The following is a 12610-nucleotide window of genomic DNA, read 5'->3' as shown; positions in this document are numbered from 1 at the left end:
CCTCAAGTACCGAATACCGATACCCATCGACCCCATGAGCACCACCGCTGACCTCGTTCTCGCGCTCAAGAAGGAACTGAAGGCCGCGCAGATGACCTACGCCGATCTCGCGCAGGCCATCGGCATGGCGGAGTCCAGCGTCAAACGCATGCTGGCCGGCGGCGACATGTCGCTCTCGCGCGTGGACGAGATCTGCCGCGCCTTGAAGCTGGACTTCGCCGAGCTGTCGCGGCGCGTGGCCGACAACCAGCCCCTGCTGCGCGAGATATCGCAGGAGCAGGAACGCGCGGTGGTGGCCGACAAGAAACTGCTGCTCGTCGCCATCTGCGTGCTCAGCCAGTGGACGCTGGAGCAGATGACCGCCCAGTACCGGCTGAGCGAGGCCGAGTGCGTGAAGTACCTGGCGCAGCTCGACCGCATCGGCATCATCGAACTGCGCCCGCTCAACCGCTACCGCCTCAAGCTGGCCAAGACCTTCCGCTGGCGACCGCACGGGCCGGTGATGAACTACTTCCGCGAGCACGCGCTGCTGGACTATTTCGCGGGCGGTTTCGACGGCAGCGGCGAAGGCGTGATGCTGGTGCACGGCTCGGTCAGCCGCACGCTGGCGCCGGCCTTCCTGGAGCGCCTTCAGCGCGTGGCGCAGGACTTCGCGCAGCAGCACCAGACCGACCAGAAGCTCAGCGAGAAGGACCGCGAGGGCTACACGCTCGTGTTGGCCATGCGCAGCTGGGAGTTCGAGGCGTTCACCCAGTTGCGGCGCTGAGTGAGACCGGCATGAACCACCCCGTTCCGCGCCACATCCTGCCCGTGCTGGTGCTGGCCCAGTTCCTGGGCACCTCGCTCTGGTTCGCGGTCAACGCCGTCATGCCCGATCTGCAGCACGAGCTGGGCTGGCCCACCAGCACCGTGGGCACGCTCACCTCGGCGCTGCAGTTCGGCTTCATCGCCGGCACGCTGTTGTTCGCGCTGCTGGCCATCGCCGATCGGTTCGCGCCGCGCCGCGTATTCCTCGTGTGCTCGCTGGCCGGCGCAGCCTGCACCGTGGGGGCCTGGTGGATGGTGCGCGACCCCACCGCGCTGCTGGCCTGGCGTTTCGCCACCGGCTTCTTCCTGGCCGGGATCTACCCGGTGGGCATGAAGATCGCGGCCCAGTGGTACACGCGCGGCCTGGGCGGTGCGCTGGGCCTGCTGATCGGGGCGCTGGTGCTGGGCTCGGCCAGCGCGCACGCGCTGCGCGCGCTCAGCGGCGCCCTGCCCTGGCCCACGCTCATGCTGGGCGTGGCGGCGCTGGCCGCCGCGGGCGGCCTGCTGCTGTACTTCGGCACCAGCGATCCGCCCGGCGCGGCCCAGCGCGTGACCACGCTGCAATGGCGCGCCCTGGCCACGATGTGGACGGATGCGCGTGTGCGCAGTTCGGTGCTCGGTTACTTCGGCCATATGTGGGAGCTCTACACCATGTGGGTGATGGTGCCGCTGGTGCTGGCCACGCGCTTCGAGGGCACGGCGCTTTCGTGGACCGCCTTCCTCGTGCTGGGCGCGGGCGCGATCGGCTGCGCGGGCGGGGGCTGGCTCGCGCCGCGCTGGGGCAGCGCGCGGGTGGCGGGCACGCAGCTCGCGCTCAGCGGCGCCTGCTGCCTCGCGGCACCCTGGGCCATCGGCGCGCCCACGGCGCTGTTCTTCGCCTGGCTGGTGCTCTGGGGCATCACGGTCTCGGGCGACTCGCCGCAGTTCTCCACGCTCACCGCGCGCAACGCGCCGCCCCAGGCCGTGGGCAGCGTGCTGACGCTCACCAACAGCATCGGCTTCGGCATTTCGATCGTGAGCATCCTGCTGTTCGTCTCGCTCGCCGAACACGTGGCGCTGGGGGCGCTGCTGCCCTGGCTGGCGATCGGCCCGGCGCTGGGCCTGTGGGCCCTGTGGCCGCTGTGGTGCGAGGAAGCTCGACACGCCTGAGACGGCCTCAGTGCGCCAGGTGCTTGGCCACCTTTTTCAGCAGAAGGTCGCGGTTGAACGGCTTGGCCACGAAGCCCACGGCGCCCGCCTTGCGGCTTTCCACGATCACCTCCTTTTCGATCTGGCCCGTGATCATGATCACTGGAACGCCCACGTTGGACTTGCTGGCCTTGAAATCGCGCGTGAGCAAGATGCCGTTGGAGTCCGGCAACAAGACGTCCATCAGGATCAGGTCTGGCCGGTTCGTGGCCAGAAACAGCTGGGCATCTGCCGCGGTGCCCACCGCTTCGACGTCGTATTGCGCGCTGTTCAGCACCTGTTTGAGCAAGCGGCGCATGAACACATCGTCATCCACGACCAGCAGCTGCGGGCGACTCAGTTTGGCGCGGTGCACCATCGCCTGGGTGGCTCTCAGTGGTTCGGCCAGTTCGCTGGTGATCGTGTCCACCCAATCGTGCACCGGTTGGGCCGCCCGCACCACGTGTTCCAGCGTGGGAATCAAGGACTCGCGCTGCAGATCGCCAAAGGCCTGCTTCACGCGCGAGGCGTCGCGCACCGTCAGAGCGTTGTCCAGGCCGTTGGCCAGGATGCGTTCGGACAGGCCCCCCATCGCGCGGCTGACCGAAACCTGGGCCATGCGCGCGGAGCTTTGCGCGTTCTTCGCGTGCACCCGACCCAGCTTCACCTGCTGCGCGAGCTGCTCCTCCAGCGCCTCGGCACGTCGGGCCAGGGTAGCCAACTCGGACAGCGGTTCAAGCGCCTGCTCTTGGTCCAGGGCGCACAGCGCCAGGTGCGCCGACATGGGCAACCGCCTGGCGTCGTGCACCAGGGGCCAGAACAGCACGTAGTCGTCAAACACCTCCTGCATGCAGAGATCGAAGGCGCGGTGCATGCTTTCCTTGTCGCACAGCAGCAGCGTGCGGTGTGCCAGCGACTGGATCACCTCGCTGCGCCGATACAGGCCCAGGTAGAAGCGCTCACAGGCTTCCAGTGACTTGAAGGCCAGCACCAGCAGTTGCGGCTTCAGCCGGTCGAATACCGCGTCCGACTTCATCGGATCTGTCGTGCCCTCGGTGAGTGGGTAACGACTGCGCAGCATGCCGCAGACCTGTTCTGCATCCACGGCGTTGTCGCCGACAACGAGGATGCGCGCGTCTTTGTGCTTCATCGTCAGGTCCGGGTTGGTTGGTTCGGCTCAATCGGCAGCGTTTGAACGCTGCCATTCCTCGTGACCGGACAAGCGGGTCATGACATGCGCCAGCGCGTCTTCCAGCTGGGCCATGAGCCTGTGCATCTCGCTGGGGCTGCTGCCGGGGCCAGCGCGCTCGATGCGGCTGCAGCATTCGCCCAGCGCCACGGCGCCGATCATGCGACAGGAGGACGAGAGGCGGTGAGCCAGGCCGGACAGGGTGGCCGTGTTGCCGTCGCCGGCGGCGCGGCGCATCTCGTCCACGGTGTTCAGGGCAGAAACCATGAAACGCTGGCGGAACTCGGCCAGCAGCCCGGGCTCTTCGCCGACCAGACGCTCCAGCGCCTGTTCGTCGTAGATGCAGTGGCCGAGCTCGACTTCGACCACATCCACTTCTTCACAGTCCGAAGCGCCAAACGAGGCCAGGGCTGGTGCCCCATCCGACGGCAGCCAACGCCTGACCATCTCGCCCAACTGGTCCGTCCGAACCGGTTTGCTGAGGTAATCATCCATGCCGGCCGAACGGCAGCGTTCGATCTCGCCATGCAAGGCATTGGCCGACAAGGCCACGATCGGGAGACGCGATCCACCCGTTTCCTCGCTGCGAATGGTGGTGGCCAGCGTGTAACCGTCGATACCCGGCATGTGCAGATCGGTGAGCAGCAACGCATGGCGTTGGGTGGCCCGGCCCGCGCGCCAAAGCGCCAAGGCTTCGAGTCCGTCACCGACCATCTCCACCGCCAACCCCAACAGCGCGAGCTGGTGCCCGATCACCTTCTGGTTGACGGAATTGTCTTCGGCCACCAACACCAGCGGGCCGCCGGATGGCACGAAGTGCGGCCCGGTGCGCGTGACCATGGCAGGTTTGTCATCGGCCACGGGCTCGGGGGCCGACGTGGACTGGAAAGGCAAGGTCACGGTGAAGGTGGAGCCCTGGCCCGCCTCGCTGTCGACCTTGACGCACCCCCCCATCAAATCGGCCAGCCGCTTGCAGATCGACAAACCCAGCCCGGTGCCGCCAAAACGCCGCGTGGTGGCGCTTTCGGCCTGCACGAAGGGCTGGAAGATGCGCTGCAGCACCTCCGGGTTCATGCCGATGCCGTTGTCGGTCACGCTCAACTGAAGGTGCCCCGGCAAGTCTGGCCCGCACGGCTGCACCCGAAGCTCCACCCGGCCTGCTCGACCTATGCCAGCCGAGAATTTGATGGCGTTGCCAAGCAGGTTGTTGAGAATCTGGCGCAGCCGTGTCTCGTCGCTCAGGATCCAGTCGGGCAAGCCCGGTGCCACATCCACCCGCAGATCGACGCCATGGGACGTGGCCGTGAGGCGCAAGGCGTTGCACACACTGTCGGTGAGTCGCTCCAGCGAAACAGCTTCGGTTTGCAGCTTGAGCTGACCCGCCTCGATCTTGGAGAAATCCAGGATGTCATCAATGATGGTCAGCAGACCCAGCGCCGATTCGTTGACGGTATCGATCAGATCTCGCTGGTAGGCCGAGAGCCCCGAGTGCTGCAGCAAATCGAGACTGCCCACCACGCCATTCATGGGCGTTCGAATCTCGTGGCTCATGGTGGCGAGAAACGCGCTCTTGGCTTCGCTGGCAGCCTCGGCTGCACGGCGCGCGTCCACCAGCGCCGCCGTGCGCTGCTCAACAAGATCTTCCAGGTGGGTCTGATGGCGCTCCAGTTCTTCGGTCAGGCGCCGCTTCTCTGTCACATCCAGCATCAGGGCCAGGTACTGGGTCACAGTCCCTCGAGCGTCTCGAATGGGGGTGATCGTTGCGGCGTCGACGTACTCCACGCCATCCTTGCGACGGTTGAAGAGCAGACCGTGCCATGCCTTGCCCGCGGTGAGCTGCTGCCACATCTGGGCATAGGTCTCCCGCGGCGTCCTGCCCGACTGCAACATGCGCGGATTTCGCCCCAGCATTTCCCGCATGGTGTAACCCGAACTCGTCAGCGCCGCGGCGTTGACGTATTCGATGTTGGCGTTCAGGTCGGTGATCACGATGCTTTGCGCGCTTTGCTCGACCGCCATGGAGAGCAGCCGCACCTCCTGCTCCTGCGAATGCCTCTGTGAAATGTCGCGCATGACCACCACAAAACGCTGCTGCCCCACCATCCGGACACTGACCTCCGCCATGAAGCAGCTGCCATCGCGCCGCAACACCCGCCAGTCGGCCAGTTGCTCGCCGCCCTTGAGCACCCGCAGCGTCGCGCGCGCGAGGCGGGTGTGTTCGCCTGCAGGCAACAGCTCGCGCAGGTGCATCTGCCGCAATTCAACGGCGCGGTGACCGAGCATGCGCGCGGTTGCGCGGTTCACTTCGATCACACGGTGGGTGCGATCGACCAGCAGGATCCCGTCGCCCATCTGGTCAAACAGATTGCGGCGCTCGGCATCGGCCCTCTGCGTTTGCAGCCAATGCTCGGCCGCGCGCGCGAGGTCTTTCAGCGTCTGGCGCTGCACGTCGGACAGCTGGCGCGGGCGGCGGTCGATCGCGCACAGCGTACCCATGGCATGACCTTCCACAGACAGCGGAACGCCGGCGTAGAAGACCACGTGGGGCTCGCCAGTCACCAACGGGTTGTCGGCGAACCGCGCGTCCAGCCGAGCGTCGTTCACCTCGAACAAGTCGGTCTGCTGGATGGCGTGGGCACAAAACGCCTGTTCGCGCGGGGTCTGCTCCGCATTCAGACCATGGCGCGCCTTGAACCACTGGCGCCGTTCATCGACCAGACTCAGCAGCGAGACAGGGCAACCGATCAATTGGGCCGCAGCCCGCACGATGCCATCGAGCACGGGATCGGCTGGCGTGTCGAGCACGCCCAGGGAGTCCAGGATGTCCAGACGCCGGGACTCGCCGGGGGACAGGGTAGCGGATTGCATGAGGTGGCATCAATGGGGTTGCAGAGGGCACGCGGCCATAGCTGCGAATGCGTCAGAACACGTTCTTTTGCGCATCCGCATGCCGTCCAAGGGAAGGTCGGATACACCGACCCACATCTGCGATGGACTTTAAAAAGACCGCTGCTCGCGGTCTGTGGGGAGTTCTCGATGCGGCCCGGGGGGTCGATCGTGTTGCGTTCGTCTGTGTTTGCTATCGCGCAAGACGATGCGGGGATGGCGCCACGGATCAGGCGCCCCCCGCATCGATCAGGCCGTTGCGGATGGCGAAGCGCACAAGGGCTGGCACGTCAGGCGCGCCAAGCTTTGCCATGATGCGGCTGCGGTACGAGTCCACCGTTTTGGGCGACAGGTGCAGTGCGCGCCCGATCTCCGCGCTGGACTGCCCCTGCACCACCATCAGCACGATCTGGCGCTCACGCACCGAGAGCGTGTCCAGGGCGTCGTCACCCGGCGCGGTGAACCCCTGCACGGCGAGCTCGGCCACATCGGGCCCCAGGAATCGTTGCCCCTTGCTCACGGCATCGACCGCTTGCAGCAGCTGGGAGGCGGGCGATCCCTTGAGCACATATCCAGCCGCACCCAGCCTCAGCGCCTCAGCCACATGGCGCGGCTGAGCCGACATGGTCAGCACAATCGAGCGCACCTCCGGCGCCCGGCGCTGCAGCTCGGTCAGCAACTCGAAACCTGAGCGCTGGTCCAGGTTCAGATCGAGCAGAACCACCACCGGCCCAAGCTCGCGCAGCTGGGCCAGCGCTCGCGTCGGGTCAGCCGACTCGCCCACCACGCAATGTCCGGCGGCTTCCAGCAGTGCCCGCAATCCGTCACGCATGAGTGTGTGGTCGTCGACCAGGTAGATGTTGCTCATGGTCCAGGCGCCTTCCAGCTAAGGCTGACGCGTGTGCCGCCACCTGTTTCTGCGGTGATGGAACAGCGCGCGCCGATGGAGATGGCCCGCTCCCGCATGCCCACGATGCCCAGATGGCCGGGTCGGCCGAGCTGCATGTTCGGGGCGATGCCCACACCGTCGTCAACGACGTGCACATTGAGCCGGTTCGCATCACCTTCCAGCACCACCCGGATCAGCGACGCATGTGCGTGAAGCCGGGCGTTGGCGACGGCTTCGCGCGCCACCATGAAAGCGCTGTACTCCACGTCGGAGGGCCACCGCTGGCGATACAGCCCATCGACAACCTCCAGCAGCACGTCGGGGCCCGAGGCCGACAACGCGCCCCGGATTTCGTTGTCCAGCGCGGCCGCCAGGCCTTGTTCCTCGAGCAGGGGTGGCCGCAGGTCGGCCAGCACTTTGCGCACATCCCGCACCGCTTGCGCCAGAACACCCGAGAGATGCTGACACTGTTCCGCAAGCACGGGCGGCAAGGTCTCGCCCGCCATGATCAGCAAGGTGTCGAGATTCAGGCGAGCCACCGCCAGAGACTGGCCAAGGTTGTCGTGCAGCGCCTGGGCAAGGCGTTGGGTGGTGATCCGCTCCTGCTGCATCAGCCGCTGATTGAGTTCGGAGAGTTCAAACTGGTGGGTGATCAGCGCTGTCTGCGCTGCGCGACGATCGGTGATGTCGCGCAGCACGGCGATGCAGCGGGTGCTGTCGAGCGCACGCGTGCTCACCTCCACCGGCACAACAGTGCCATCCCGACGTACGACGTTCCATTCCGCCAGCGGACCTGTATCGAATGGCTGGGTCTTCAGTGTGTCGGGCGGGACGGTCGACTGCTGGTCCGCCAGCAAGGCCTGCAGCGGCAGGTTGAGCAGGCTCTCACTGGCGTAGCCGAGCATGGTCATGGCTTGCGGATTGGCGTCCAGGATGCGGTTGCCGGAGTCGATCAGCAGCACGCCGTCGGCCAGTTGCTCGAACAGCCTGCGCCGGTAGGCCTCGGATTCACGCAGTGCCGCCTCGGCCCTCTTGCGCGGCGTGATGTCGACGGTCGTGCCGGCCATGTAGACGGCCCGCCCTGCGTCGCTCCATTCGGCCAGTCCACGAACATGCATCCAGCGCCATTCGCCCCACGCATCGCAGATGCGAATCTCCAGATCGAACGGCTCCCGGTTCTTGAGATGGCGGTGCATCGCATGATGATGCCGAACCAGGTCCTCGGGATGGATCATGGCAGCCAGGCGGCTGCTGCGATAGTCCAAAGCCGAAAACGGTTCAAACCCAAGCTGCCGCCAGAAATCGTCGCTGAAGCTGAGTCTGTCGCTCAACATGTCCCAGTCCCACACCTGACCGCTGGCCGCAGCCAGTCGATAACGCTGCTCACTGCGTCGCAAACTGGCTTCGCTTTCGCGCAAAGCCTGTTCACTCTCCACCAGATCCGTGACATCCAGCGCGATGCCTTGCACATAAGCAGGACTCCCATCGGCAGGATCGATCCGGCAGGAACGGTCGCGAAAATGGCGCCAATTGCCCTGTGCGTCGCGCAAGCGGTACTGAATCTGGTGGTCGATACCGTCCACGTATTCATCCGACAACGCAGCCACCGCGCGTTCGCAATCGTCGGGGTGAAGCGCCTTGGTCCACATCAGCGGATCGGCCATCCATTCGCTCACTGTGTAGCCGAGGATGCGGATGGACGGGCTGACATACAACGTGCGATACGGGGGTTCGAGAGACGCCCGGTAGATCATCGCCGGCGTCTGCTCGGCCAGCAGACGGAAATCACGCTCGCGGTCGAGCAGCCGGCGTTCGAACGCCTTGCGTTCCGTGATGTCGTTGCAGAAGATCGAAATCCCCTCTGGCGAAGGGAAGACGCGTCCTTCAAACCACTTGTTCCAGGGCGCATAGAACGCCTCGAAGACTTGCGCCTGTTGGGACCGCAACGCCCTGTCGTACGCTTGGTGGAAAGCTTGCGCCTGCTCCAGCTCGTACTCGTCCCAGATGTATCGACCGATCAGTTGTTCGGCTCGATCGCGCTGGAGCAGGCTCACGGCAGGCGCATTGAGGTAGGTGAAACGCATTTCCCTGTCGAGCGCAAAGATCGCGTCGCCCACCCGATTGATCACGTGGTCCAGCAATTCCCGCGCGGTCCCCATTTCCCGCAGGGCATGCTCGACGTGGCGCTGCAGCGCCACATGCGCGGTCACCTCGTTGGCCACCACAAGGCTCACCGCACGGCCTTCATAGTCCAGGTCGCTGAAGGAAACGTCGACATCGATCAGGCTGCCGTCTTTTAGTCGATGTTGCTCTCGCTTCGTCGATCGCTGACCACCGATGCCCACAGGCTCTCGCTCAGGCTCCTCACCCGCCTGGCTTTGGCTTTGCGGCGCGAGCCGGATGTCCCTGATGTTGAGTTGCAGGAACTCCTCGTGTGAATATCCGTAACGCGCGACGGCCGCCGCGTTGGCGGCCAAGATGCGTTTGCTGGTCTGCTCGAGTACCCACATCGGCTGCGGGTGGGCATCGAACAGCAACCGATAGCCCTGTTCATCACTCCACACTGCGGCCCGGATAGCTGAAGGTTCCGTTCTTCGGGGCGTGGGGCAATCCTTGGGCGCAGACATCAGGGTATTGTGCGCGCCTGGAGGCACATTCAGGCGCGCGCCAGCTCAGGGCCACCGGCCAAAAAAACGAGGGCCCGACCGGCAGACACCGGTCGGGCCCTCGTCGCGGTGAAGCGAGCGAAATGGCTCGTCAGCGCTTTCGGACCAGGCCGACCACGATCGAGACCAGGGCCATGACCAGAAAGACCACGAAAAGCAGCTTGGCGATGCCGGCCGCGCTGGCGGCGATGCCGCCGAAGCCCAGCACAGCGGCAATCAGGGCGATGACAAAGAAAACCACGGCGTAGTGCAGCATGGTGGGCTCCTGTGTGAGGCCGGTGGTCCGGCCTTTTGGTGGGTTCACAACGACCACCGTTGTGATGCCTTCACTGTAGGGACCCCGGTGCGAGAAAGCTGCAAGCCCGAGCGCCGTTGTCTCGTAGGACGGCACCGACACTTCGCGCGCGCCGCCTACTGGATCAGGCCGTTCTTCAGCGCGTAGTAGGTGAGGTCGCTGTTGCTCGTGAGTTTGAGCTTTTCGAGCACGCGCGTGCGGTAGGTGCTCACGGTCTTGATGCTCAGAAACATGGACTCGGCCATGTTGCCGATGGTCTCACCCTTGGCCAGGCGCAGGAACACCTGCAGTTCGCGCTCGGACAGCAGTTCGTGTGGTGGGCGCTCGGCATCGCCCGCGGCGTTGTCGGCCAGCAGCTCGGCCACGGCCGGGCTGATGTAGCGCCGGCCGCGCGCCACGGTGCGGATGGCCGTGACGATGTCGTCGGGCGCGCAGTCCTTGTTCAGGTAACCGCTGGCGCCATAGCGCAGCAGCGTGGTGGCGTACTGCGCTTCGGGAAAGCCGCTGAGGATGAGCACCGGCAGATCGGGAAAGCGCGCCTTGATGGCCTGCAGCGCGTCCACGCCGCTGTGGTCGGGCATGGAGATGTCCATCAACAGCACATCCACCTCGCCCCCGCGCACGAGTTCGAGGGCCTCACGGCCGTTGTTGGCCTCGCCCGTCACTTTCAGGTCCACGTGTTCGCTCAGGAACTGGCGCAGGCCTGATCGCACGATGGCGTGGTCGTCAACGATTCCGACTTTGATCATGGTGTCCTTGATGCTTGCTTCTTTTATGTGTGGGCCGCAAGCAATTTAACAGGCCGGCTCCCCGGGGGCAGTCAGACGCCTCCTACAACCCCACCCCGCGCATCGGCCATGTCCTACACACGCTCGGCCCGCCGCCCGACATCCGGCAACCGGCGGATTTCCTACAGTGGCTTCACGGTCTTCTGACCGGTACCTGCAAACCCAACCACAAGGAGTCGCCATGAACTGGGATCGCATCGAAGGCAACTGGAAACAAGTCAAGGGAAAGATGGTCGAGCAGTGGGGCAAGCTCACCGACGACGATTTCGACGTCGTGGCCGGCCGCCGTGAACAGCTCACCGGCAAGATCCAGGAACGCTACGGCGTGGCCAAGGACGAAGCCGAACGCCAGGTGGCGGACTGGGAACGGCGCGTCAGCGACGACTGGTTCGAAACTCCCAACGACCGCAAGCCGCACTGACCTGCGAATTTGCTTCATTCACCTTCGTCGGCCTGACCGGCGATCTGAAAGGACAACATCATGAAACGCAACACCCGACTCGCGGCCATCGCCGCAGCCGCCATGGCCACCAGCCTGATCGTGGCGTGTGGCCAGAAGGAAGACGAAACCGTGGGCCAGCGCATGGACAGCACGGTGGAGCAGACCCAGGCAGCGGGCGCTGAACTGCGCGCCGATGCCAACAACGCCGCACAGGACGTGAAGGCCGCCGGCAACGAAGCCGCCGACAAGATCGCCATGGGCGCCGCCGACGTGGCCATCACCGCCAAGGTAAATGCCGCCCTGGCCGGCGACTCGCAACTGAGTGCGCTCAAGATCGACGTGGACACCACCAACGGCCACGTGGAACTGAAAGGCACCGCACCCGACCCCGCCGCCCGAGATCGCGCGACCGTCCTGGCCGCCGCCGTCGAAGGCGTGGTGAAGGTGGAAAACCGCCTGACCGTCGAGGCCAAGGGCTGACCAGCCCCCAGGCCCATCTCTCTCTGAATCTCAAATGACCACCACCGCCACCGGCGGGCCCTCCCTGGGGGCTCGCCGGTTGCTCCAAGAACCCAAACCCTGAGGAGAATCCCATGAAACTGTCGCACACCCTGCTGGCCATTGCCGCCGCCACCGCCGTCGTTCAGGTCACCGGCTGTGCCGTGGCCCGCGATCAACAGACCGTCGGCGCCTACGTCGACGACGCCACCATCACGACCCGGGTGAAGGCCGCCTACGCCAAGGACCCGGTCGTGGCCGCCACGTCCATCAACGTCGAGACGCTCAACGGCACGGTGCAGCTCTCGGGCTTCGCCAAGTCCGCCGGTGAAAAGAGCGCGGCCGAGCGCCTGGCTCGTGACGTCAGCGGCGTGAAATCCGTGAAAAACGACATCGTGGTCCGCTGAAAGAGACGGGGGCTGGTCCTGTAGGACGCCGCCTACATCAAAATCAGCGCCTCTGAAGGCGAAGGAGAGCACAAACGCGGCATGATGGCTGCGTTTGTGCGTGAAAGCATCCTCGGGTGTTTTCACCTGCACCGGAAATACCCTGGAACGCTCACGCCCGCCTGCCCATGTCACCGCTCAGAACCTACATCGTCGAGGACAACAAGGTCATCTATGAGAACTTGGTGTCCACGCTGGAAGAGCTGGCCAACGTGGAGGTGGTCGGGCACGCCAGCGACGAAGAAACGGCCGTGAACTGGCTGCAACAAGGTGATCGGTTCGACCTCATGATCATCGACATCTTCCTGGTCACCGGCTCGGGCCTGGGTGTGCTGAAAGCCGCCCAGGAGTCCAATGTGCCGGCGCGCCGGGTGGTGCTCACCAACTACGCCACGCCCGATATCCGCAAGCGCTGCGCGCTGCTGGGGGCGGACCGTGTGTTCGACAAGTCGTGCGAACTGGACGACTTGATCGCCTATTGCGAACGCATTTCCGACGGCTCGGCCACCGCGCCCGGCGGTCTTCAATAGGTCCGGC

Annotated in this window: 12 protein-coding genes; 6 read left to right on the top strand and 6 right to left on the bottom strand. The window is 65.2% G+C overall.

Translation table 11 applies throughout. The features are described 5' to 3' along the window. Positions 1-34 precede the first annotated feature (34 nt). Both ACODTB_RS14450 and ACODTB_RS14445 read left to right on the top strand, forming a co-directional pair. Positions 35-766, top strand: a complete 732-nt coding sequence (locus tag ACODTB_RS14450) for a helix-turn-helix domain-containing protein (RefSeq protein WP_291111916.1) — start codon at positions 35-37, stop codon at positions 764-766. Positions 767-777: 11 nt separating this feature from the next. Further along, positions 778-1956 carry an MFS transporter gene (locus tag ACODTB_RS14445; RefSeq protein ID WP_291111918.1) on the top strand — a complete coding sequence of 393 codons (1179 nt, stop codon included), beginning with the start codon at positions 778-780 and terminating at the stop codon, positions 1954-1956. Between the two features lie 7 nt (positions 1957-1963). Here ACODTB_RS14445 and ACODTB_RS14440 read toward each other — a convergent pair whose 3' ends face one another. The 6 genes from ACODTB_RS14440 to ACODTB_RS14415 all read right to left on the bottom strand — a co-directional run bounded on the left by ACODTB_RS14440 (position 1964) and on the right by ACODTB_RS14415 (position 10648). Continuing rightward, positions 1964-3124 (bottom strand): response regulator, encoded by a 1161-nt coding sequence (locus tag ACODTB_RS14440; RefSeq protein ID WP_291111920.1) that lies wholly within the window; start codon positions 3122-3124, stop codon positions 1964-1966. A gap of 27 nt (positions 3125-3151) precedes the next feature. Beyond that, positions 3152-6031, bottom strand: a complete 2880-nt coding sequence (locus tag ACODTB_RS14435) for a PAS domain S-box protein (protein WP_291111922.1) — start codon at positions 6029-6031, stop codon at positions 3152-3154. A gap of 247 nt (positions 6032-6278) precedes the next feature. Then, the gene (locus tag ACODTB_RS14430; protein ID WP_291111924.1) at positions 6279-6917 is read right to left on the bottom strand and encodes a response regulator transcription factor; all 639 of its coding nucleotides are present in this window, start codon (positions 6915-6917) and stop codon (positions 6279-6281) included. Continuing rightward, on the bottom strand, positions 6914-9565 hold the full coding sequence (locus tag ACODTB_RS14425) for a PAS domain-containing sensor histidine kinase (RefSeq protein WP_291111927.1): 2652 nt from the start codon (positions 9563-9565) through the stop codon (positions 6914-6916). The genes ACODTB_RS14430 and ACODTB_RS14425 overlap by 4 nt, the downstream gene beginning before the upstream one ends. A gap of 130 nt (positions 9566-9695) precedes the next feature. Then, a complete protein-coding gene (locus ACODTB_RS14420) occupies positions 9696-9860 on the bottom strand; it encodes a DUF1328 domain-containing protein (protein WP_291111930.1) in 165 nt (54 codons plus the stop codon). 155 nt (positions 9861-10015) lie between these two features. Beyond that, a complete protein-coding gene (locus ACODTB_RS14415) occupies positions 10016-10648 on the bottom strand; it encodes a response regulator (RefSeq protein ID WP_291111933.1) in 633 nt (210 codons plus the stop codon). A gap of 220 nt (positions 10649-10868) precedes the next feature. On the opposite strand from ACODTB_RS14415, the gene ACODTB_RS14410 reads away from it, so the two are divergent. The 4 genes from ACODTB_RS14410 to ACODTB_RS14395 all read left to right on the top strand — a co-directional run bounded on the left by ACODTB_RS14410 (position 10869) and on the right by ACODTB_RS14395 (position 12603). Further along, on the top strand, positions 10869-11108 hold the full coding sequence (locus ACODTB_RS14410; protein ID WP_291111936.1) for a CsbD family protein: 240 nt from the start codon (positions 10869-10871) through the stop codon (positions 11106-11108). A gap of 60 nt (positions 11109-11168) precedes the next feature. Then, positions 11169-11609: a BON domain-containing protein gene (locus ACODTB_RS14405; RefSeq protein WP_291111938.1), complete on the top strand. Its 441-nt coding sequence runs from the start codon at positions 11169-11171 to the stop codon at positions 11607-11609. 113 nt (positions 11610-11722) lie between these two features. After that, positions 11723-12034 (top strand): BON domain-containing protein, encoded by a 312-nt coding sequence (locus ACODTB_RS14400; RefSeq protein ID WP_291111941.1) that lies wholly within the window; start codon positions 11723-11725, stop codon positions 12032-12034. A gap of 167 nt (positions 12035-12201) precedes the next feature. Further along, on the top strand, positions 12202-12603 hold the full coding sequence (locus ACODTB_RS14395; protein ID WP_291111944.1) for a response regulator transcription factor: 402 nt from the start codon (positions 12202-12204) through the stop codon (positions 12601-12603). Positions 12604-12610 lie beyond the last annotated feature (7 nt).

The organism is Hydrogenophaga sp. FG152 (genome assembly GCF_057809615.1).
Note: the sequence above shows the minus strand (reverse complement) of the source record. Positions and strands in the feature narration are given on the sequence as shown.

Bases quoted from the DNA above. Each gene is read 5' to 3' on its own strand.
- ACODTB_RS14435 (WP_291111922.1), bottom strand. From the start codon at position 6,031: ATGCAATCCGCTACCCTGTCCCCCGGCGAGTCCCGGCGTCTGGACATC.
- ACODTB_RS14450 (WP_291111916.1), top strand. From the start codon at position 35: ATGAGCACCACCGCTGACCTCGTTCTCGCGCTCAAGAAGGAACTGAAG.
- ACODTB_RS14445 (WP_291111918.1), top strand. From the start codon at position 778: ATGAACCACCCCGTTCCGCGCCACATCCTGCCCGTGCTGGTGCTGGCC.
- ACODTB_RS14420 (WP_291111930.1), bottom strand. From the start codon at position 9,860: ATGCTGCACTACGCCGTGGTTTTCTTTGTCATCGCCCTGATTGCCGCT.
- ACODTB_RS14425 (WP_291111927.1), bottom strand. From the start codon at position 9,565: ATGTCTGCGCCCAAGGATTGCCCCACGCCCCGAAGAACGGAACCTTCA.
- ACODTB_RS14405 (WP_291111938.1), top strand. From the start codon at position 11,169: ATGAAACGCAACACCCGACTCGCGGCCATCGCCGCAGCCGCCATGGCC.
- ACODTB_RS14395 (WP_291111944.1), top strand. From the start codon at position 12,202: ATGTCACCGCTCAGAACCTACATCGTCGAGGACAACAAGGTCATCTAT.
- ACODTB_RS14430 (WP_291111924.1), bottom strand. From the start codon at position 6,917: ATGAGCAACATCTACCTGGTCGACGACCACACACTCATGCGTGACGGA.
- ACODTB_RS14440 (WP_291111920.1), bottom strand. From the start codon at position 3,124: ATGAAGCACAAAGACGCGCGCATCCTCGTTGTCGGCGACAACGCCGTG.
- ACODTB_RS14415 (WP_291111933.1), bottom strand. From the start codon at position 10,648: ATGATCAAAGTCGGAATCGTTGACGACCACGCCATCGTGCGATCAGGC.
- ACODTB_RS14410 (WP_291111936.1), top strand. From the start codon at position 10,869: ATGAACTGGGATCGCATCGAAGGCAACTGGAAACAAGTCAAGGGAAAG.
- ACODTB_RS14400 (WP_291111941.1), top strand. From the start codon at position 11,723: ATGAAACTGTCGCACACCCTGCTGGCCATTGCCGCCGCCACCGCCGTC.